The sequence below is a fragment of the Bacillus sp. Root920 genome, assembly GCF_001429445.1.
In the GTDB taxonomy this organism is placed as follows: Bacteria; Bacillota; Bacilli; order Bacillales; family Bacillaceae; genus Bacillus; species Bacillus safensis.
Window position 1 is genome coordinate 617,783 of the sequence record NZ_LMJV01000001.1, and the last position, 22,202, is coordinate 639,984.

At 43.3% G+C, this 22,202-nt stretch carries 20 protein-coding genes; 4 read left to right on the forward strand and 16 right to left on the reverse strand.

The window, feature by feature from the left end:
* Nucleotides 1–45 precede the first annotated feature (45 nt).
* Nucleotides 46–2,823: a DEAD/DEAH box helicase gene (locus ASE42_RS02830; RefSeq protein WP_056765594.1), complete on the reverse strand. Its 2,778-nt coding sequence runs from the start codon at nucleotides 2,821–2,823 to the stop codon at nucleotides 46–48.
* On the reverse strand, nucleotides 2,810–4,417 hold the full coding sequence (locus tag ASE42_RS02835; protein WP_041108115.1) for an SWIM zinc finger family protein: 1,608 nt from the start codon (nucleotides 4,415–4,417) through the stop codon (nucleotides 2,810–2,812). The genes ASE42_RS02830 and ASE42_RS02835 overlap by 14 nt, the downstream gene beginning before the upstream one ends.
* Nucleotides 4,418–4,603: 186 nt before the next feature.
* Between ASE42_RS02835 and ASE42_RS19015 the strand changes: the two genes are divergently transcribed.
* Nucleotides 4,604–4,747 (forward strand): hypothetical protein, encoded by a 144-nt coding sequence (locus ASE42_RS19015; protein ID WP_003214884.1) that lies wholly within the window; start codon nucleotides 4,604–4,606, stop codon nucleotides 4,745–4,747.
* 116 nt (nucleotides 4,748–4,863) lie between these two features.
* A complete protein-coding gene (locus ASE42_RS02840; RefSeq protein WP_056765595.1) occupies nucleotides 4,864–6,183 on the forward strand; it encodes a UDP-glucose dehydrogenase family protein in 1,320 nt (439 codons plus the stop codon).
* A gap of 33 nt (nucleotides 6,184–6,216) precedes the next feature.
* On the opposite strand, the gene ASE42_RS02845 is transcribed toward ASE42_RS02840, so the two are convergent.
* From ASE42_RS02845 to alsS, 5 genes are all read right to left on the reverse strand, one after another.
* Nucleotides 6,217–6,753, reverse strand: a complete 537-nt coding sequence (locus tag ASE42_RS02845; RefSeq protein ID WP_024423686.1) for a chromate transporter — start codon at nucleotides 6,751–6,753, stop codon at nucleotides 6,217–6,219.
* Nucleotides 6,753–7,334, reverse strand: coding sequence for a chromate transporter (locus ASE42_RS02850; protein ID WP_082580655.1), 582 nt, complete (start codon nucleotides 7,332–7,334; stop codon nucleotides 6,753–6,755). Before ASE42_RS02850 ends, ASE42_RS02845 begins: the two co-directional genes overlap by 1 nt.
* A gap of 16 nt (nucleotides 7,335–7,350) precedes the next feature.
* Nucleotides 7,351–7,827 (reverse strand): Lrp/AsnC family transcriptional regulator, encoded by a 477-nt coding sequence (locus tag ASE42_RS02855; RefSeq protein WP_024426311.1) that lies wholly within the window; start codon nucleotides 7,825–7,827, stop codon nucleotides 7,351–7,353.
* Between the two features lie 152 nt (nucleotides 7,828–7,979).
* Nucleotides 7,980–8,750, reverse strand: coding sequence for an acetolactate decarboxylase (gene budA / locus ASE42_RS02860; RefSeq protein ID WP_024423683.1), 771 nt, complete (start codon nucleotides 8,748–8,750; stop codon nucleotides 7,980–7,982).
* Nucleotides 8,751–8,785: 35 nt separating this feature from the next.
* The gene (gene alsS / locus ASE42_RS02865; RefSeq protein ID WP_056765596.1) at nucleotides 8,786–10,486 is read right to left on the reverse strand and encodes an acetolactate synthase AlsS; all 1,701 of its coding nucleotides are present in this window, start codon (nucleotides 10,484–10,486) and stop codon (nucleotides 8,786–8,788) included.
* A 150-nt stretch (nucleotides 10,487–10,636) separates the two neighbouring features.
* On the opposite strand from alsS, the gene alsR reads away from it, so the two are divergent.
* Both alsR and ASE42_RS02875 read left to right on the forward strand, forming a co-directional pair.
* Nucleotides 10,637–11,524 (forward strand): acetoin biosynthesis transcriptional regulator AlsR, encoded by an 888-nt coding sequence (alsR, locus tag ASE42_RS02870; protein ID WP_056765603.1) that lies wholly within the window; start codon nucleotides 10,637–10,639, stop codon nucleotides 11,522–11,524.
* A gap of 59 nt (nucleotides 11,525–11,583) precedes the next feature.
* The gene (locus ASE42_RS02875) at nucleotides 11,584–12,201 is read left to right on the forward strand and encodes a flavin reductase family protein (protein ID WP_024423680.1); all 618 of its coding nucleotides are present in this window, start codon (nucleotides 11,584–11,586) and stop codon (nucleotides 12,199–12,201) included.
* 36 nt (nucleotides 12,202–12,237) lie between these two features.
* On the opposite strand, the gene rbsB is transcribed toward ASE42_RS02875, so the two are convergent.
* The 9 genes from rbsB to ASE42_RS02920 all read right to left on the reverse strand — a co-directional run bounded on the left by rbsB (nucleotide 12,238) and on the right by ASE42_RS02920 (nucleotide 21,689).
* Entirely contained in the window at nucleotides 12,238–13,155 is a 918-nt protein-coding gene (rbsB, locus tag ASE42_RS02880; protein ID WP_024423679.1) for a ribose ABC transporter substrate-binding protein RbsB, read from the reverse strand.
* 13 nt (nucleotides 13,156–13,168) lie between these two features.
* Entirely contained in the window at nucleotides 13,169–14,122 is a 954-nt protein-coding gene (gene rbsC, locus ASE42_RS02885) for a ribose ABC transporter permease RbsC (RefSeq protein ID WP_024423678.1), read from the reverse strand.
* A 1-nt stretch (nucleotide 14,123) separates the two neighbouring features.
* Nucleotides 14,124–15,605 (reverse strand): sugar ABC transporter ATP-binding protein, encoded by a 1,482-nt coding sequence (locus ASE42_RS02890; protein WP_056765604.1) that lies wholly within the window; start codon nucleotides 15,603–15,605, stop codon nucleotides 14,124–14,126.
* A 15-nt stretch (nucleotides 15,606–15,620) separates the two neighbouring features.
* Nucleotides 15,621–16,013, reverse strand: coding sequence for a D-ribose pyranase (gene rbsD, locus ASE42_RS02895; protein WP_025093920.1), 393 nt, complete (start codon nucleotides 16,011–16,013; stop codon nucleotides 15,621–15,623).
* Nucleotides 16,010–16,888, reverse strand: a complete 879-nt coding sequence (rbsK, locus tag ASE42_RS02900; protein WP_056765606.1) for a ribokinase — start codon at nucleotides 16,886–16,888, stop codon at nucleotides 16,010–16,012. Before rbsK ends, rbsD begins: the two co-directional genes overlap by 4 nt.
* The gene (locus tag ASE42_RS02905) at nucleotides 16,885–17,871 is read right to left on the reverse strand and encodes a LacI family DNA-binding transcriptional regulator (protein WP_056765608.1); all 987 of its coding nucleotides are present in this window, start codon (nucleotides 17,869–17,871) and stop codon (nucleotides 16,885–16,887) included. Before ASE42_RS02905 ends, rbsK begins: the two co-directional genes overlap by 4 nt.
* A gap of 117 nt (nucleotides 17,872–17,988) precedes the next feature.
* Entirely contained in the window at nucleotides 17,989–19,131 is a 1,143-nt protein-coding gene (locus tag ASE42_RS02910; protein WP_056765610.1) for a Ger(x)C family spore germination protein, read from the reverse strand.
* Nucleotides 19,121–20,218, reverse strand: a complete 1,098-nt coding sequence (locus ASE42_RS02915; RefSeq protein ID WP_056765612.1) for a GerAB/ArcD/ProY family transporter — start codon at nucleotides 20,216–20,218, stop codon at nucleotides 19,121–19,123. Before ASE42_RS02915 ends, ASE42_RS02910 begins: the two co-directional genes overlap by 11 nt.
* Nucleotides 20,208–21,689 carry a spore germination protein gene (locus ASE42_RS02920; protein WP_024426302.1) on the reverse strand — a complete coding sequence of 494 codons (1,482 nt, stop codon included), beginning with the start codon at nucleotides 21,687–21,689 and terminating at the stop codon, nucleotides 20,208–20,210. The genes ASE42_RS02915 and ASE42_RS02920 overlap by 11 nt, the downstream gene beginning before the upstream one ends.
* Nucleotides 21,690–22,202: the final 513 nt, after the last annotated feature.

Sequence of the window (22,202 nt, forward strand, 5' to 3'; positions counted from 1 at the left end):
GAGGACTTTTCATGAAACTTGAGAAAAGTCCTCTTTTTGCTGTGATTAAGATGATTGAGCGGCGGCACTTAAGGTAAATAAGTCTTCTAGTTCGTTTGTCGATAGCTCTGTAATCCAGCTTTCGCTTTGGATAATTTGATCATTTAATGTTTGTTTTGTTTCGAGCATTTGATCGATTTTTTCCTCGATTGTGCCCGTTGTGATCATCTTATGGACGTGAACAAATCGTTTTTGTCCAATCCGATAAGCTCGGTCTGTCGCTTGGTTTTCCACAGCAGGATTCCACCATCTATCGTAGTGAATGACATGGTTTGCGGCGGTTAGGTTGAGTCCTGTTCCTCCTGCTTTTAAAGAGAGAATTAAGATGTTGAATTCTTTCTTCTGGAAGCGGTCCACCATTTTGTCCCGCTCCTGTTTTGAGAGACTGCCATTTAAAAATTGGACTGGTTCTCCAAACATCTTTTCTGCCAGCTGCTTGATCATGTTACCCATTTCAATATACTGCGTAAAGATGAGGCAGCTTTCTCCTTGCTCATGTATCGCTTTTAACAGCTCTGCGAGTTTATCCATTTTTAACGAACGTTTCAGCAGTTTCACATCTGTTCCACTCTCTTTTAAATAGAGCGCAGGGTGATCACAAATTTGTTTGAGTCTGCCAAGCATACTTAAAATAATGGCTTTCCGCTGCATCCCTGTTAATGATGCCATATGTTCAAAGGTATCCTTCACGAGCTGTTCATATAAAGACGCCTGCTCAGCAGATAGCGGTATGAATTCTTTTTCTTCGAGTTTTTCAGGCAAGTTTAGGGCAACCTCTTCATCTTGTTTTGTTCGTCTTAATAAAAATGGTTTGATCAGCTGCTGCAGCTGTTCAATTCTTTTTTCTTCACGGTCTTTTTCAATCGGAAGGACGAACTTTTTATGGAAGCTGGTCAGGCTGCCGAGATATCCTTTGTTGACGAAGTCGAATATGGACCAAAGCTCTGTCAAACGGTTTTCCATTGGTGTCCCGCTGAGGGCTATGTGATGCTGTCCTTTGAGCTGTCTAATCGCTCTCGATTGTTTCGTATGGGCGTTCTTGATGTTTTGGGCTTCGTCTAAGCAAATGGTATTCCACTTTGCTGCCGTTAATTCATCACGATCAGAATGTGAGAGTCCATAAGACGTCAGAACAATATCTGTTGACTCGTATGCTTTTGTGAAGTCCTCTCCCTGTGGACGCGATGGGCCATAATGCAGGGCAACCTTCAAATGTGGTGCGAATGTTTCGAGCTCTCGCTGCCAGTTTCCTAAAACAGAAGTCGGCGCTATGATGAGAGATGGAGCGGCATTTTGCTCCTGCTCCTTCAAATACGTGAAATACGCGATCATTTGAATCGTTTTTCCAAGTCCCATATCATCTGCTAAACAAGCCCCAAATCCATGAGATCTTAAAAATAACAGCCAATTCACGCCATGCTGCTGATACGGACGCAGTGTGCCTTTGAAGGACTCACTCATTTCGTAAGAAGGGAGCTCGTGCGAATCGTTTAATTGGTGGACAAGCCCTCTTAATTGCGATGAAAGTTCAAATTGAATATGGGCAAATGCTGAACTGTCTAGTAGTTCTGGAATCGATTCAGAGGATGCTTCTTGATCTGCCAGTTCGCGTGACAAAATATCAGACATGTGAAGTCCTTCATTTTCGGCACGCTCCATCCACTTTTTCATTTGCTGGATGAAGGTCGGGTCTATTTTGATCCATTGTCCTCGAATGTTGACAAGACGTCGTTTGCTTTGGACAAGTTCGTTGAACTCATCTTCTGTCAGCTCAATGCCGTTTGTAGCAAAGCGCCAATTAAAGTCCATTAATGCGTCCATTCCGACATGCGATTCGCCTCGCGGTGTAGAAGAAATCCTTGCTTTTAACATCATCGTGCTGTCTTTGACAATTTGCCACCACGATGGGAGCAGAATCTCAATGCCCATATTGACAAGTGTTTCACTTGCTTCAGATAGGAAGAGCCACGCTTCTTCTTCTGACATAAGTGTGGTGCCAGATGTGAAAGAAAGCCAAGGGACGATTTGACTGAATCGTTCCAGCTCTCTTGAAATTTTATCTTGATACGGATGCCAAGACCTTTTCAATGAACGAATGCCTTCAAAAAAGTGAAGGTCGCTGTTTTTCTTATCACGCAAAAACAATTCGATTTTCCAATCATCTCCGTCAAAATCTGGCTCGTTTAAGCGCAAGCCGACAGTGAACGGCGTTTCGTCATCAATCCAGCCAATCGTCTCCAGGAAATCCTGCTCATCTAGAAAATGTCCTTGGAAGGATGAGAGCGCAGGCGATTGTGCGGTCATGCGGTTCCATTTGTGCTGCAAGGCATCATCATATTGAATGTAATCCTGTACAGCAAAGGAGAACCAATCAGCCGTATAACCATCTAATAGGCCTTCTTTGTCTTTAAACCGAAGTTCGCCTTTTGTCCACGCCTCATAATCGGGAACGAAATCTTCGTCCTCGATGAATTCGTAAATGGTGGAGGCTGTTTTCATCAGTGGTTCCGTTTCATCCGTTAATGTCACATGACTAAACGTATTAAATGAATTTTTTCCCAGCAACTCAACGGTCATCCAAGGGCTTAATAGAAAGGCAGGTGTGCCAATAAAGCTGACATCTTCTAAAAATGTTCCGTAGAAAGAAGATTCGTGCCATTGGAAAAGCTGCCTCTTCATTTCATTAAGCGGAACAGGGTGTCCGTCCTCTGCTTGCGCTGAAATGGTGAAAGAGAAATCTTCAGTTTGTTCTGCATGAATGACAATTTGTTTATGGCGTGTCATCAATCAATTTTCCTTTCTTCATTTCCTCTTGGAACGCACGCAGCCTTTTTGTTGAATCTTGCAGCTGCTTTACATACCTTTCCCAGATCGCGGTTTTTTTCGTTTTATGATAAAGCGTGCGCAGTTTCTTCAGCATTTTCACAGACTCTCGATAAGCACTTCGATTCTTTTGATCGAGAAGCAGTGAGATTTCACGGTGGTACGATGGAATGAGGGCTTCCGGCTCCTCTTTTGCAATCTGCTTGATCAAATCCTTCTCCAGTTCACTAATGGAGAAACCAACAAGGCTGTGAATCTCAATCCATTCCGCATAACGCTGCTGTGCATACAAGAGCTGACTGTATTCTGTAAACGCATAGGGCATACAGATTTGTAGGTAGCGTTCATATAAATGATGATCCTTCGTCTGCTTAAAGTATGCATCTAAATAAAAGAAGAAATCACTGACGGCTCCCCGCAGTTCTCTGTAGGAAAGGTCGAGCTGGCAATATTCCTCTAATATATAGGTGATTTCATGATACCAGAGCTTGAGCCGCTTCCAGTCCTTTCGGTTTGTGAGATCCTTTAGCCAATTGAGCACATTTGGCAGCATATCCGCATTGAGCAGCTGTAATTGCTGAAAGAGGCTTTCGTCTTCTTTCAGTAAATAATCCATGTGCATCAGGCCGATTGTACGTTCAACCGTTTGTTCTTTCTTCTGGGCGTTCTTTAGTAATTCTGTTTCTTTTTTGACCCATTTCCCTCTATTTAATATGGTGCCCCAAATCTCCATAAAGACCGCTACTCGTTCATGCTGGAAAGGTCCACTGATTTGAAGAAGTGTGCGAACGGCAGTTGGTGTGTTTTCAAGAAACGGATCGAGGGAAAAGGAAAGGGCGTATGTCTTCAAATGATCCACTGAATCAAAAATGGTGTTCATGAGCTGTTCTACATAGGGATTCATGGAATAAAAGTCTTTTTCGGCATCAAGCCGGCCGAGGTCGACGAGTTCATGAAGCCTCAGCCATACATCGATCGACGTATGAATCGCATACAAGCTCTTGAATTCAGGTGAAGCAGGTGCGTGTTTTTTTAGGATCGATAAATAGCCGTAATACAAATGCTGCGGCGTTTGCTGGTGCTTCGGTGTCCGTTTCAGCCAGAGGTTAAATTCCTCTTGGAAAAAAGTCAGCCAGCTTTGGAGTGATTGTTCGTCTGGGCGCTTCACTTGGAAGTGCTGGCGAATCAGTTCTTTGCTGCGCTGTAATTCATCTTTTTCTGACCAATTTTCTGTAAATCCGGTCACACTCTCTACTTGAGCGTATAGCGAAAAGAAGACAGCAAGAATGTGTTTACAAAGTCCATCTGCTGGACATGAGCAGCTGCTTCTCACAGGAAACAGCACATGAAGGTGGACCTTTGCTGCCACGACGTCATGTACATAAGCTGACCATTCGGTATCAGACTCTTGCTTGAGCCGATATACGCTGTCCTGTCTATAAGTAATCAATGCTTTTTTGATGAGTTGTTTGTTTTCATCTGTTGCAGGAAGAAGTTCTTTGATCTGTTCGGCAGTTTGTTTGATTTCTTCTTCGTTGATGTTGTGCTGAAGCATTTGATCCGCTCCTAACCAAGTAAAAGATTCCAATTCTTTTATTATAGCTCAATGGGGATTTATAAAAAAGTTTTTCATGAAAATGGTCATAAATTTCAAAAGCTGTCGAATGATGTAATAGAGTATTGCATAAACCAACCTTACAGCATATAATAATGAAATTAGTGGAATCGAAAGGATACAGACATGGATAATAAGGGTTTAAATCAAGAAGAGTTTTTAAAGATTTTGATGTACGCTCATGATATTGGTGAAAATTCAAATGATGTCACAACAAAAGAAATGCTTGAAAATCTGATTGCTCATATTCGAAATGGTCTTGTTTCATAAAAGTGACCCCCTGCTAGTGATGGCAGGGGGTTTTTGTATGCTTTTAAGAATGGAATGAACGCTCCCGGCATACGATGTCATTACAAGCATAAGGAGTATGGGGAGCTGATGGAGTCATGAATATTGCGATTGCAGGCTGTGGGTATGTGGGGCTTGTGACAGGTGTGTGTTTAGCGGAGGCAGGTCATGATGTGGCGTGTATTGATATTGACCGCCGAAAGGTCATGCAGCTGAAACAGGGAACCCCCCCAATGTATGAGCCCGGGTTAAAAGAGTTATTGAAACGCAACCTTGAGCAGGGACGAATTCATTTTCACATAAATGGAGCGGAAGTCTACCCGCGGGCTGATGTGTTAATGATTGCAGTCGGCACCCCGCAGCAGGCAGATGGCCAAGCTGACTTACAGTATGTGTTTCAGGCTGCGAAAGAGATGGGCTTAAAAGCAAAGTCAGGGGCGATTCTTGTGGTGAAAAGTACGGTGCCTGTCGGAACGGGTGATCAAATCGATCAGTTGATCCATCAAGAATTAGGACGGAAGGAGCCGCTAGCGATTGCATCTAACCCAGAATTTTTACGGGAAGGCTCTGCCATTTCAGATACATTAAGGGCGGATCGGCTAGTGATTGGAGCTGAAACAAAAGCCATATTAGACAAGCTAGAGGACATGTATGCTGATTTCCACCTTCCATTGGTGAAAACAGACCGTAAAAGTGCTGAAATGATCAAGTACGCATCAAATGCATTTCTGGCGACAAAAATCAGCTTTATGAATGAGATTGCCTCCATTTGTGAAAAAACAGGGGCTGATGTTGAATGGGTGGCGCAGGGAATGGGGCTTGATCAGCGGATCGGTTCTTCCTTTCTCAGAGCGGGCATTGGCTACGGAGGCTCTTGTTTTCCAAAGGATACAAATGCCCTTGTCCAAATTGCAGGGCATGTGTCCCATGATTTTGAGCTGTTAAAGGCTGTCATCAAAGTAAATAATGAGCAGCGGGCAGGTTTTATCCGCAATATTCAGGAGCGGCTGGGGGCAGCTCTTGAAGGGAAGCGAATTGCGCTTCTTGGTCTGTCCTTTAAACCGAATACAGATGATATGAGGGAGGCGCCATCTATTCCGATCGCTCATGAGCTCCATCAATTAGGTGCGAAGCTTGTGGCATATGATCCTGTTGCTGCCCGGCGTGCAGCTCGCGAGCTGCCGGATCAAGTCTTATTTGCTCAAACGATTGAGGAAGCGATCAAGGATGCCGATGCGGTCTGTCTATTAACAGAGTGGGCGGATATTCAGTCGTTTCCACTCGCTTCCTATAAGAAATGGATGAAGCGGCCGCTTATTTTCGATGGACGAAACTGTCATACACTTGAAGAGGCAGAACAAGCAGGGATCGAGTATCATTCGATTGGGCGCAGATCAATTTCTCCAATTTATATGTAAAAGAAAACCGATAACAGTGAATGTTATCGGTTTTTATGAATGCGGCAGAATGAATCCGCCATATAAGAAAGCAGCCACAATAAGAAAGGCAGGGTGCAGCTTGAATTTGGTCATCAAGAAAAAGGAGATCGCAGCAATGGCGAGCGATTGCGTCCAGCCGATGGCTTTCACAGCATCTCCGCCGATTTCCCATGTTAATAAAAGCATCATCATCGCAATGACAGGCTGAACGGATAAGGTCATGCCTTTTACGACGGGAGATTGACGAAAGCGGTCAATCAGCTTGAGCAATAAAATCAGCCCAACAGCGGATGGCAGGACAGTTGCAAGCAGTGCCACGATAAAGCCTGGCCAGCCCATGACGTCATAGCCGACATATGCTGCAATCTTTGTAGCGATTGGCCCCGGCAGTGCATTGGCTAAAGCCAGCATATTGGAGAATCCTTCGTTCGTCATCCAATGAAAATGATTGACGATTTCTTCATAATTGAGCGGGATGGATGCAGGGCCACCGCCATATCCTAATAGATTGGATAAAAAGAATGCCCAGAATAAAAAGAGAATCAGCATCATGAAGACACTCCTTTCTCTTTATTTGGCCGATTCCAGCGATTTTTCAGTTTAAAATGAAAGGCGCCATAAAGTAAAAAGATCATGACAATAATTCCTGGATGAATGGACAGCACTTGCAGCCCAATAAAGGCAAGAAGAAATAGAACGATCCCGAAGATCATGCCGAAGCCTTTCAGCGCTTTTTGTCCAAACTCATATGCCATGATACCTAACAGAACAGCAATGACAGGGGTCACAGCGCCAATCATATTTTGAATGATTTGTGAGGAGCTTAAAACGCTGACAAGTGTAACAAGGGCTACCATGGCGAGACATGTTGGTAAAATATGAGCAGCTGTGGCGACAATTGCGCCAGATACGCCCTTTAATCGATAGCCGAGGTATGCTGACATTTTCGTAGCGATCGGGCCTGGTAAGGCATTGGCGATGGCGAGTGTTTCTCCGAATTCGTCATCGTTGATCCATTGGTAATTCACCACCGCTTCATGGCGAATAAGCGGTATGACGGAAGGGCCTCCGCCAAAACCGAGAATACCGGTTCGCACCATAGCGATAATGAGTTCGATATATGATTGCAAGTGGTTCAACTCCTGTCTACAATTTCATGCCCATGCGGCTTTTGTATCGTTTAATGAGCATTTGGCAGTCCACACTGACAACGCCTTCTAGCGGGTATAGCTTTTTTGTCAGAAAAGTCTCCATTTCCTGTTCATGTTGAAAAATGCCATGCATATGCAGCTTGCTTGGTCCTGTCATGTGATAAAGGCTTGTGACAGCCGTTTCCTTTTCAAGCTGAAGGGCCACCGCTTCTAAAAATTTCGGCTCTACCTCTACATTAAAGAAGACAGAGACATGAATGCCGACCTTCGCGGGGTTAATTACAGCGGTGAATCGTTCAATGACTCCTGCTTCAATGAGCTGCTGAATGCGGGCTTGTACGGCAACACGTGACAGACCGACCTGTTTGCCAAGATCTGTATAAGACATGCGCCCGTCCTCGTGTAATAGGGATAAAATTTGTTTATCTCTTTCGTCTAATGTTAGGTTTGGAATGCTATAGTCTTTTGACACCGTATAACCACCTTTCTTCTGTTGATATTCTATCATATTTTATTACGAATAGAACGGATGATTTATCATTTACTATCGAAACGAAAACATTGCATGTAAGAAATTATCTTTATGCATAAAAAAACACCCCGATCTCATCGGGGTGTTTTCATTTATTGATCCGGGCTGCTTTCTGCACTGGCAATTTGCTGTGCAAGGTCAGCTCGATCAATGTCTGCTTGGAAGAATTCCTGCGTATTTGGCAGATGTAAATTCATATGGCGTTTTTGAGAAATGCGGATGGTGACTTGATCAACGGTGTAATCAAATACGTGTCCACCAACACTTCGATCTTCATCAATAAAATGAAGATGATATCCACTCACCGCAATGCCGTGTGCATACTGCGGTGTACGGAAGCCTGCGATCGTACCTTGAATATCCTCAAAGTCGAAAATAGGCTGAGACTTGACTGCTTCTACCATCGGAACGTAAGGTTTTTCCTGTTTTTCAACCGTACGTGTTTGAACCTTTTTGAATGATCCATCAATGCGGACCGCATAAAAGATATTTTTACTTGGCAAAATGCGGTCAATTTCTTCTTCCAGCTCTTTGGATGTCATAGGTGCATCAATTCGATGAACGATATCTGTTTCAAAGAATGCTAGAGAGCAGAAAGGTGAATAATCTTGATTGGTGACCGGTGTCGCTGTTCCATCCGAGCGCAGCCGGTAGAATGCGCCGTCAAAGCCGATCAGCTCTCCATCTAATTGATTGAATGTACCGATGCCAAAATCACCGTGTTCAGGAATATGTGCGAGGGAGAAATCTCCATCATATACGGCTTCCAGCAGGGAGGTCATTGTCGATACTTGATAGACCTCTTGCTGTTTGTCATGCTGTCTTGTGTCATTCTGTTGATTCATTGGGTGCATCATACCCATAACCGCTCACTCCTTTAATGTAATGTATCGAAGTCTTATCTGACGTTCATTGCATGTTTTTTGCGAAAGACTTCTGGCCATTTTTGACTGGCGAGGTCAGGGTTGTCTTGATAGTCAATCGGAATATCAATAATCACGGGTCCTTCTATGTTTATACCCTTTTGAAGGACGGTTGAAAGCTCCTCAGGTGAGCTGACCCTTAGTCCAGTCGCTCCAAAGCTTTCCGCATATTTCACTAAATCGATCTGCCCGAATTCAACGCAGGATGTACGGTCATATTTCATTTCCTGCTGGAACGCGACCATGTCGTATGTGCTGTCGTTCCAAACAAGGTGAACGAGGTTTGTTTTCTTCCGGACTGCTGTTTCTAACTCCATTGCGGAGAAGAGAAAACCGCCATCACCTGAGACCGAGATAATCTTTTCATCTGGATTCATGATAGAAGCCGCAATTGCCCATGGTAATGCGACGCCTAATGTTTGCATGCCGTTACTCACCAGGAATGAATTCGGTTCATAGACGCGGAAGTGACGGGACATCCAAATCGCGTGAGATCCGATATCACACGTGACCTTCGTGTCATCAGGAATCAGACGTCTCAATGTATGAATGACATCCAGAGGGTGAGATCGATGACTTTCTCTTTCTGGTGTCTTTTCGATGTCGCTTAATAGTTCCTGTAATTCAGTGACTAATTCTATGTTCTCTTTACTTAGAGAAAGGGGAACACTGTCATGCGCTAGATGTTTGACGGTTTCAGAAATATTGCCTACAAGCTCAAGCGTTGGCTCATAAAAATGGTCAATATCTGCCTGCATGTCATCAACATGGATGATCTGACGCTGCTGCGGCTGAAGATTCCAATGCTTCGGATCATATTCAATTGGATCAAAGCCAATGGTCAAAATGACATCTGCATGTTCAATGAGAAGATCACCCGGCTGATTACGGAATAAGCCGATTCTGCCTACATATTGAGACTCGAGCTCTCTTGAGAGAACGCCGGCTCCTTGGTACGTTTCAACAAATGGGATACCAAGTGTTTTTAATAATGCTCTTGTGGCATTTGCAGCAGCTGGACGACTAGCTTTCATTCCCACAATCGCAATAGGTAAGTGTGCATTTTGAATTTTGGCGATAGCCGAACTGATGAGAGCATCTGGTGCAGGACCTAATTCTGGAGAAGGGTGAGCAGACACTGGTGTTTGTGTGGTGTGTTCTGTCACGACATCTTGTGGAAAGCTGATAAATGCTGCTCCAGCCTGCCCTTTTTGTGCCGCGCGAAAAGCATTCGTTAATGCTTCTGGTATATTATGAACGTCTTGTACTTCAACGCTATATTTTGTGACTGGTTTGAATAATGCCGCATTGTCGAGTGATTGATGTGTTCGTTTCAGACGATCTGCACGAATGACGTTTCCGGCGATTGCGACAACAGGATCACCTTCTGTATTGGCTGTTAATAGACCTGTTGCTAAATTAGATGCACCAGGACCTGATGTGACGAGACAAACACCTGGTTTGCCGGTTAAACGTCCGACAGCAGCTGCCATAAAGGCTGCATTTTGTTCGTGTCTGCATAGGACAAGCTCTGGACCCCTGTCTTTTAATACATCAAATACAGCGTCAATTTTTGCACCTGGAATCGCAAAAACATGGGTCACACCTTGAGCAATCAGCGTATCAACAATCAACTCTGCTCCTCGTCTTGTTAGGGGTTGTGCTTGAGATTTCATTTACCCCGCACTCCTTTCGGCAAGTAAAATTTTTTATGAAAATATATTTTCATGATATGATTTACTATACATTTCATAAAATAAATTTTCCAATATATGTTTAACGTGGTTTTGATATGTTTCACGAATAAGTGTGTGAGGAGTGAAAGGATGGAACTGAGACATTTGCAGTATTTTGTCACAGTAGCGGAGGAGTTGCATTTTGGCAGAGCAGCCGCGCGGTTGAATATGACACAGCCTCCACTTAGTCAGCAAATTAAGCAGTTTGAGGAAGAATTGGGTTTTCCTTTATTTCACCGGTCGAAGCGGGTAGTGGAGCTAACAGCAGCTGGAAAGGTCTTTTTACATGAGATTCGGGGAGTGCTGCAGCAGCTTGATAAAGCCGTTGATCATGCCCGTCATACAGCAAGAGGAGAGCTGGGGAAAATCATCATAGGTTTTGTTGGAACGGCGACGTACGATATTCTGCCGCCCGTTGTACGTGAATTCAGGGAGCTGTATCCTTCTGTCAGTATTGAGCTGCAGCAGCTTTCTGTTCCGCAGCAGCTAGAGGCACTTTTAAATGGTGAGATTGATATCGGTTTTTTACATCCTACACCGCCGCATGAAGAATTAGTGAGTCGTTTGATGAAGCAAAGTGAATGTATTTTTGCGATTCCAAAAAATCATCGTTTGGCTAATAAAGAGACGGTCGCGATTGAAGATATCCGTCATGAACCGATTATTTCTTTATCACAGGAATCATGGCCGTCTCTTTATCAGCACTTTGTCCTGCTATGTGAAAAGTACGGGTTTTCTCCAAATATCGTGCAGGAAGCGGCGGAATATCAAATGATCATTGGCCTCGTCACAGCAGGGATCGGTATTGCAGTGATTCCAAAATCAGCCCGGCGTTTATTTAATCTGGATGTTGTATATCGGGCCATTGAGGATGAACAGCTTCTGGCGGAATGGACGATTTCCTATAGACGGGAAAATCATAATCCTGCTTTATTTCATCTTGTTCACCATATCCTGCATCGCACCGAGCTGGAATAAGAGGTGTAGGGAACAGGTTATGGTATGATGTCGTTACATTAAAAGGAGGCGTACCTGAATTGATTACATTGCAAATGGATCAGCTGTCACGAAAAGAGGCATATAAATTATTATCTGGTTCTATCGTTCCAAGACCGATAGCGTTTATTACAAGTCTGTCTAAAGAAGATGTTGTCAATGCCGCACCATTTAGTTTCTTTAATGTCATCAGCGGACACCCGCCGCTCATTGCGGTTTCTATCGGACGACGTGATGGTCAGATGAAAGATACTGCGCAGCATATCATTGACAGGGAAGAGTTTGTCGTCCATGTGAGTGATGAAGACATGATAGAAGATATTAATGAAACAGCTGCTACATTGCCTCGGGAAGAGAGTGAGCTGGATCGCACCGGACTTCATCAAGTAGAGAGTCATGTCATTTCAGTGCCGGGAATCAAGGAAGCGCGCATTCGTTTTGAATGTCAGCTGGAAAAACATCTGACCTTTCAAAATGATGAAGGGGAGATCACAGTTGATCATATCATTGGCCGGGTTGTATGTGCACATTTAGATGAGGGTGTTTATGATGCAGAAAAAGGCTATGTTTCTACTAATGAACTGAAACCAGTCGCTCGCCTAGCAGGTAATGATTATGCCCATTTAGGCACGTCATTTGTGCTGAAAAGACCACAGTAATAGGAAAACCCCCGAGGGAAATCGGGGGTTTTCTGTTTATTTCTTCTGTTCTAGTTTGAGTGGAGCTGCGATGTTCTTTTGTACCTTTTTCCCTTTTAATACGTCGTTTGCAGCACCGACTGCAAGTTGACCGATCAGCTCAGGCTGCTGCGCGACTGTTGCAGAGAGCTTTCCTGCTTTGATTGAGCTGAGTGCATCTTCGTTTCCATCAAAGCCAACGACAAGAATGTCTTTCCCAGAGCTTTGAATCGCTTCTAGTGCGCCAAGTGCCATTTCATCATTGTGGGCAAAAACGGCTTTGATGTCAGGGTTTCCTTGAAGGAGGTTTTCCATGACATTCAGTCCTTTTGTCCGGTCGAAGTCGGCAGCTTGTTTTGCTGTCACTTTTAGATCTTTATCCGCTATTTGATGGAATCCTTTTCCACGCTCACGTGTAGCGGAAGCGCCTGGTACGCCTTCTAATTCAGCGACTTTTGCTCCTTTGCCAACCTTGTCAATGATAAATTTAGCTGCCATTTCTCCGCCTTTGACGTTATCTGAGGCGACAAGTGCTTCTACCTTTCCACTTTCGGCTGAGCGGTCTAATGTGATGACAGGTATATCAGAAGCGTTTGCTGATTCGACAGCGGTTGATATGGCAGATGAATCGGCTGGGTTGATGAGCAATGCGTCGACGCCTTGCTGAATAAGGTCTTCAACATCACTTGTTTGTTTAGCTGAATCATTTTGTGCATCTGCAATCACGACTTCAATGCCTAGCTTTTTCGCTTCTTTTGTCACACCGTTTTTCAGAGAAACGAAGAATGGGTTATTTAACGTCGAGATCGACAGCCCAATTTTGATGTCCTTTTTCTTGCCATCCTTTGATGACTTGGCCCACTCCGGTGGTTCAAGTGAGCAGGCAGAAAGCATGAACAATGAGAGAGTCAGGATGAGAATAAGATATTTTTTCATAGCGGCTGCCTCCTTAAGCAGATTTCTTTCTGTCTAATAGGACTGCAATCAAGATGACAATCCCTTTCACAACAGATTGATAGAATGATGAAACGCCAAGTAAGTTCATACCATTGTTCAGGACACCGATAATGAGCACCCCGATGAGTGTGCCGACAATTCTTCCTCTTCCGCCGGACAGGCTTGTCCCGCCAAGTACGACGGCAGCAATGGCATCAAGCTCATAGGACGTACCAGCTGTTGGCTGCGCTGAATTTAGGCGAGATGTTAAGATTGCACCTGCTAAGGCAGACATGAAGCCTGCTAATGAATAGATCATAATTTTCACGCGTGGTACTTTGATTCCTGAGATGAGAGCCGCTTTTTCATTCCCGCCGATGGCATATGTTCTTCTGCCGAAAGGTGTTTTATGAAGCAGTACCCAAAGTACGATAAAGGTGAGAAGCATCGTAATCGCTGGAACAGGAATGCCTAAGAAATATCCGCGGCCGAATAACTGAAAGGCATAGTTAGAGCCAAGCCCAGTAATCGGGTTTCCATCTGTATAAACGAGTGTCAAACCTCTGAAAATTGTCATCGTGGCAAGCGTTGCGATAAATGGAGCCATCTTGCCTTTTGTGATTAAAAGACCGTTGATCATCCCAAGAACGGCACCGATGATACAGCCGACGATAATGGCTAAAATCGGATCCATGCCAGAAACGATAAAGCCGGCAGTCAGGGCACTGGATAGTGCAAGAATAGCACCGACTGATAAATCAATACCTCCAGTTAAAATAACAAACGTCATGCCAAAGGCAATGAGGGCATTAATGGAGATTTGTCTCAGTAAGTTTAAGATGTTTAATGGCTCTAAAAAGGCCGGATTTAAAATAGAAACAATGGCGACAAGGATGATGAGTCCTAAGAATGGCCCAAGCTTTTGCATGATGTGATCAAATCGTCCATTTGAAGTAAGTGGTTTCATGTTACTTCCCTCCTGTAGCTAGTGTCATAATTCGTTCCTGCGTTGCTTCTGCTTTGTCTAATTCTCCGCTGATGGTTCCTTCATGAATGACGAGCACTCGATCGCTCATCCCGAGTATCTCTGGGAGCTCAGAGGAGACCATTAAAATGGCAACGCCTCGATCGGTCAGCTCATTCATTAACTGATAGATTTCTCGTTTCGCTCCGACGTCGACTCCTCGTGTCGGTTCATCTAAAATCAAGACCTTCGGCTGTATGCCGATCCATTTGGCAATGACGACTTTTTGCTGATTTCCCCCAGACAGGCTTCGGGCAGAGATGTCAGAGGAAGCCGTTTTAATCGTCAGTCGTTTGATGAGAAGGTCGACAAAATCCTGTTCTGTTTTCTTATCAATCAGTCCCTTTGGAGAGAAGCTTTTTAAGTTTGGCAGACCGATGTTTTCTCGGATGGATGCATCAAGCATCAATCCTTCATCCTTGCGATCCTCTGTGATAAAGCCGATGCCGAGCTTGACGGCATCACTTGGTTTTTTAATAACAGCCTTTTTTCCATGAACCCATATTTCTCCTTGATCAAGAGGATCAAGGCCAAAGAGCGACCGCATCATTTCGGTCCGGCCAGCACCCATTAAGCCTGCAACACCAACGATTTCTCCAGCTTTAACTGAGAAGCTGATATCTTGAAATTGTCCTTTTCTCGTTGCTTGTTTCACCTCAAGGACAATGTCTCCTGTAGAAGGCGTTCGCTCAGGATATCGATCTGTCAATTCACGGCCGACCATTTTTTTGACGACTTCATGGAAATTCGTTTCTGGTATGGCCTTCGTATCGACCGTTTTCCCATCACGCATGATCGTAATCCGGTCACAGATTGCAAAGATTTCCTCCATACGGTGAGAAATATAGACAATGGAAACGCCTTCTTTTTTGAGAGATTCAATGACCTGGAAGAGCTTCTCGATTTCCCGTTCCGTAAGAGCTGCTGTCGGCTCATCCATGATGATGACCTTTGCATCGGTCATTAATGCTTTTGCAATCTCAATCATCTGTTTTTGTCCAACAGAACAGCTGCCTGCCTCTTGTTCAAGTGAGAGATTCACAGACAAACGGTCCAGCTGCGTTTGGGCGAGGGTCTTCATTTTCTTAGTATCTAGCAGTCCGAGTTTCGTATAGATTTCTTTCCCGATGAATAGATTCTCCAAGACGGTCATATCCGGCCATATGTTGAGCTCCTGATGAATGAAGGCGATGCCGTGCTGCTCCGCTTCCTTCGGATTTTTGAAAGCGGTTTCTTTCCCGTCGATTTGTATCGTTCCTTGATCTAAAGAATAAAGACCTGTAAGCAAATTCATTAAAGTTGATTTTCCCGCACCATTTTCACCCATGAGTGCGTGGACTTCACCTGTGACGAGGTCAAAGGAGACCCCGGAGAGAACGGTGTTTTTTCCAAAAGCCTTATGGATGTTATGCATCTCTATGTTCATATCTGGCTCCTCCTTTTAAAAGATGACACCGGCATGAAGAATGCAGTTTGCGTATGGGGTGGCTTCACCCGTTCGAATGACTGCTTTTGCCTGTTTGGTCATGTCTTTGAACGTCTCGTGGTCTACTTCATGTAACGGTTTTGAGAGCGCTTTCTTAAGAAATAAATGATCTCGTTCATTGGCTTCTTTGATTTCACTAGCTACAGTGATGTTTTCAACGGCCATTTCCTGAAGAAGGAGGGAGGTGACCTCCTGAAAGGATGGTGTGCCGATTGATAATGCTAGGTCAATTTTGACTGGACCTTCTGGGATAGGAAGACCACAGTCTGCGATGACGATTGTATCTGTGTGGCCAAGGTCAGCAAGCACCTTGGCGATATGGCTGTTTAGGATGCCGTTTTTTTTCATTTCTTTTTCTCCAATTCTTCTCTTGTTGGCATGCCGCCTTGTGCGCCAAACTTTGTGACGGACATTGATGCTGCAAGGTTGGCAAAGGCAAGTGCGTCATAGAGGGATTTGCCTTCTGTTAGAGCGACAGCCAAGGCTCCGTTAAAGGTATCGCCAGCTCCTGTTGTATCGACTGCTTCGACAGGAACGCCTGGAACCAACACGTCTTTCGTTCCATCAAAGTATCGAACCCCATTTTTTCCTTCTGTGACTAGTAATTTGTTGGGGTATTGACGCAAGACATCTTCAATTGGCAGACCATCAAACATCAGAACAGCTTCATGTTCATTCGGTGTAATGTAAGCAGCCTGATCTAAAACCTGCTTCGATACTTTACGGGCTGGTGCAGGGTTTAAAATGACAGGGATTTCTTTTTCACTGCAAATGGCGCAGACCGCTTCGACCGTTTCTTCAGGTATTTCCTGCTGGATGAGAACCATCCCAATATCATCAATTGTAGAAAGAGCAGTACTTACATAGTCAGGAGTAACCTCGTCATTTGCCCCTTTGACCACTACAATGCTGTTATCACCTTCTGCTAAAATGATATGAGCTGTGCCGCTCTCCATTTCGGTAACCGGTTTCATATATGAGGTACGGACACCTTGTGCTTGTAAATTGCTGAGAATATCATGGCCATAAGCGTCATCACCAACTCGGCCGACCATATATACATCGGCACCTAGTCTGGCGCTTGCGACTGCCTGATTGGCACCTTTCCCGCCTGGGACCGTTTTAAACGATTCGCCTAAAACCGTTTCACCGGCATTTGGCCGTTTATCTGAAGTGACGACTAAATCCATTGAACAGCTTCCTACTACAACAATATGACTCATTGTGAATCCACCTTTCTTGTGGTCTCTCGTTCAATAAAAGAGACGGGCATTTGAATAACTGGTTGATCTATCGGTTGTTTCTGAATCGCTTTGATTAACAGCTGTGCCGCTTCTTTTCCCATCTCATAGGCGGGCTGCCTTATGGTCGATAAGGAAGGGAAGAGCAGCTCACTTTGCGGAATATCATCAAATCCAATGATTTGAACGTCTCCTGGAATCGCTTTTCCGATTCGAAGCGCTTCATGGATGACCGCTGTTGCGACGATATCGTTGCTGGCAATGATCCCATCTGTTTCAGGGTACAGCTGGAAAAGGGCCTTGGCACTTTTTCGAGCTTCTTGAAAGGAAAAGGAAGCATTAGACATCACATGAAAGTCGACACCTGTTTCCGTGAGAACATCGAGTGCGCCTTTGAATCGCTGCCGCGCTGTTTGCAGATGGGCAGGTCCTTTTAACAGTGTGATCTGCTGGCTGCCGCGTCTGATTAATTCCATTGCCGCCATTTTCCCGCCAGCTGCAGCATCTGCAAAAACAGAAGGTGCATGTGGAACCGTTCGATCTAAAAACACAACAGGCAGATCATCATCATTGTATATATCTGACTCAGGTTCATTTGTGACCGCGATGACACCGACCACTTGATTTTGTTTAAAGGTTTGCAAGTATGCCATTTCTTTCTCTCGATCTTCATCACTGTTTCCGAATAATAACCGAAAACCGTGCGCATGAATCTCATCCTCAACGCCTCTAGCAAGCTGAGGAAAGAAGGGGTTTGTGATATCAGGCAAGATTAAGCCGATTAAGCGTGATTCTCTTTTGAAAAGGGATCTAGCCACTTCATTGGGAAAGTAGTTCAACTCCTGCATCGCTTGCGTCACGCGGGTTTTCGTATCTGAATGAACATATCCAGTATCATTGAGCACGCGTGAAACAGTGGCAACAGACACTTGTGCAGCTTTTGCGACATCTTTAATTGTAGCCAATGGAGAGCCTCCCTTCATGAATGTGTAACCGTTTACACACATAGATTATCACGAAAGCATCGAAATGACAATCTAAAAAAAATAAAAAAAGAAAAGAAAGAAGGCTTCTTCCTTTTCTTAACTAATAATACCTGTTTGTGTAATGTTCACTTTCACTTTTGGAATGATTTTCACCTTCGGATAATCGGTGACCCAGTTCATTTTCATATATTCATCATAGTGTTTTACCCTATATTTTCTGCCAAGGCTTAGGACGTCAGAATTTGCTTCTTGCAGGGCCGCAATGACTCTTTCGGCATCTTTAGTCAAAATAGCTGACAGCCTTTTATTTAGCATTTTAATTTTCTTGTCTGTATCTAAATTATCTTTCGGATATTCAATAACAGAGGTATTGAATTCAAACTCAAGAGAGAAGGTTACGTTTCGATGATCAGGATTGACGATTTTAATGTCTCTTTTTGTATCGGTAACTTGAATGCTGATGTAATTGTTCTCCTTTGATTTCATATCACTTCTTACTTTTTTTGTGAAGTTTGCATAACTGCCCATTTTTCCATCCATGATGGTGAGCAGAATGGCATCTTGCGCATAAAGTTCACCTTTCTTTTTCTCATTATCAAATAAGGCGACCCCCCTTACACTCGTTAACTTTTTTGATTTATCGTAGTAGAGTAATGGCAGTGTGAAATCCTCGCCGGTTTGCAGCATTTTGGACCGGATATTTTGAATGTTCTTAGGTGCAACTTGTGAGGAGCGTGATGCAGAAGTGATCAGGTTGTTTAAATAGTCGCTCACAATGAGTTTTTCCTTGAGCAGAGAATTGATTAAGTCCACACAACTCCCGCCTTGCACCACTGCCAAGTTTGCGAGCAAAGGGCTTTTGGGATCGCGATAAAACATATCTAAGTAAGGGAGCAGCCGGTTTTGGGCAAATTCATCACCGATCAGCAGGACCCTCATTTTAGACATATCAATTTTTTGGTCTACACTCCGGCTAAAGTTGCTTCTTGCTTTTCTTAAAGTAGGCGCATCGGTTGTGAGAACAGTGGTTAAATAGCTGCCTGAATTCCCTTGCTGCATACTTTGAGACTGCTGCACCTTTCGATAGGTAATCGAATATCTCGCATTGTCATCCTCTCCTTGATCAACAGCTGAAGTTAATACGAGAGAGATGTCTTTTAATAGGTTTTGATCCCAGCAGCCAGGCATGAAAATGAGGGAAACACAGATAAGCAGTGTCAACATGTACCTATGATGCATGTGATTTCACCTTCTTTTTGCGGTGTTTGATAAAGATGATAACGGCCATCATGATCGGAAGTGTGTATATAAATGAATATTGTGCAGCGGTAGTAAAGTCATTGAAGCGCTGAATTCTAAAGTTATCAGTTGAAAGAAAACAGCTTGCAGCATAAATCAAAATGGCAAAATAGTAGACATATTTTTTGTGATTTTTTTTCTTCAGCATACTGGACACACCATTTGCACAAAAGTACAGATAATTACTCAGTGTGGCTAAAATGACAAAGACCCAAAAGCTTAGAAAAATTAAATCCGTGCGCTCAATGACACCGAATGTAATGGTTTTTAATAGATACAAAACAGGATTCGGGATAACATCAAGCTCAGCTGGGCTGAAAAACATAAAACAAATTAATGTAATAAATAGGTAGTAAAGCGTCGTACATATATTTGAAATGGTCATCACTTTATATCGTTCCTTAATGGTGCCCTTCATCAGTGGAGAGATGATTAAAATCATCTCAAATCCATTCATTGACAGCACCACGTCCTTCAATCCAAGCTGAAATTGAGAAATATCTGTTTGGAAAAAGGGCAGAAGGTAATCAATATTGGTTCCTTTCAATGAATAGAACATCAATAGAGAGAGCATGAGCAAAAAGGGAGTTAAGATAAAATTAAACCTGACAATGGCTGTAATTTGCTCCTTTGAGATATAGATAATGCATATCATCAGTAATAGGTTAATCACCCAGTTTGGTGTGAGCGGGAGCACCCATATGCCAAGAATCCTTGTGAATATAGAAAGGACTACGATGCAGACCGAGGCAAAGTATACCGTATAGAGCACAACCAAGGTGCGTCCAATCCATTTTCCAAAGACCTCAATCAGTGCTTGGAAAAATGACGTTTCTGGATACTTGTAGATGATATAAAGAAAAATGGTATTGATGATTTGGATAAAAAAACACGCGACAATTATTGCCATCCAGCCATCGTGTCCCATGTCTTTCATTAGCAAATGGGGGAGCGCTAAAATACCAACACCAATTTGAGATTGGATGATAAAAAAAACAGCTTGAGGTGGAGATATTTTATTTTTCATTTTTCTTTTTCCACCCTCTCAGTTGTTCAATTTGTTTGTTCTTTTGCGGATTTAAATAAACAGGGCGGTTTTTGTACATCCACATTGGGAGTCGAACCACAGTATCTTTTAAGTCCTGCCAGTTAAATGGAGCAACAGGTGATAAATATGGCACCCCTAGTGATTCTAGGCGGCATAAATTCATGAGAATAATGGCGAGCCCAAATGAAATGCCAATAAATCCAAACATCGATGCCATAAACATGAGCGGGAAACGAAGCATCCTGATGGTGGACGTCATTTCAAACGACGGAAGTACAAATGAAGCGACAGCCGTCACAGCGACTACAATCACTTGGACATTCGAAATAAGTCCTGCTTGTACAACCGCATCCCCAATAACCAAACCTCCTACGATGCCAATGGTCTGCCCGATGGGTTTAGGCAGACGCACCCCAGCCTCACGTATAAGTTCAATTGTGATCTCCATGAGCATAGCCTCAATCAATGGAGGAAAGGGAATGCCAATAATAGAGTTCTTCATCGTAATAGCTAGTTCATCTGGGACAACCTCATAATGAAACGCAATAACAGCAATATAAAAAGATGGCAATATGACTGCGATGATGCAGGCAAGATAACGAAGAATACGAATAAACGTAGCAGGAATCCAGCGGCTGTTATAATCATCCGGCGACTGAAAAAAACTAAAGAACGTGATAGGCAGAATAATGGCCATTGGACTGCCATCCATGAGTACGACTATTCTCCCTTCAAGAATCGCAGATCTTACCTTGTCCGGACGTTCTGTATCAATCAGCTGCGGGAAAATAGAATATGAATCTTCCTCAATTGCCTCAACGATAGAGCCAGGACTTATCAGTGTGTCTACTTTAATAGAAGAAATCCGTCTGTTGACTTCTTCGACCTTTTCTTGATTGGCAATATCAGATATATAAACCGTTGCAAGCTTTGTTTCCGATTTTGTACCGACCTTATGATATTGAATGGCGAGTTTCCGATCATTTAAATGCGAACGCAGTAAGTAGATATTGGTATCAAGACTTTCAACAAACCCGTCATGTGCACCCGCGATAATACTTTCAGAAGACGGTTCAGTAATAGAGCGCAGCGGCGGCTGTCCGACAGCAAACAGCTTGATTTGCGAGGAGTTTTCATCAAGAAAGGCAATACTTCCCGCAATAATACTGTCTGTGATCAGCGTCAAGTCGCCTGTTTCAAGTGTGCTAAGAGACTTTATATAATTCTGCTTTCCAGGAGAGCCTAATAAGTTACCGATAATGAAATCATTTAATTTGCCTTCATCAATTCTTGTTTTAATAAAGAACAGCACAGATTTTGTTTCATTCACCATTAACTCTCGGTATTCAAAATCGCCGCTTTGCTGAAATGTTTTTTTTAGGATACGGATTTTTTCCTCGAAGCTGCCTGATAAAAAATGCAGGCGTGTCTGCTCATTGGTGTTTGGCATCTTTAGCCTCCTCTCACAGATTTTTTACCCATAGTGTAAGCGGAGAAGCGGATTTTATTCGTCTCCTTTGGGGAAAGCATGACATAAGCTGACAACTTTCAACTAAATTCATATTAAAAATGTTAAGAAATGATGAATCTTGATAAAAACAAATGAATAATGTTTCATTGTTTAGGTCATAAGGTGCGAATATCGTAAAGAGAAGGTACACCGAAATGATCAAATATTTACATCTTATCCCAATTTTTTGTGACCTAAAAATAAGCAGATGACTTGATTTTTTTAGAGGTGACCTTTGTCATAGGTCAACACATAGCAATCTGACCAATGAGGATGACTTTCTAACCTGTTCGTTCAAAAATATAAAACATTCCAAAACACGCACTATTCATTTAAAGCGCTGATATGACTGATGTTATAGAGAAGAGCGGGCTTTAAAACATTGATTCAAAATACATCTTAATAATTGTCAAAAAATTTAGGGAGAAAAGGACAAAAGATTTTCGGATCATT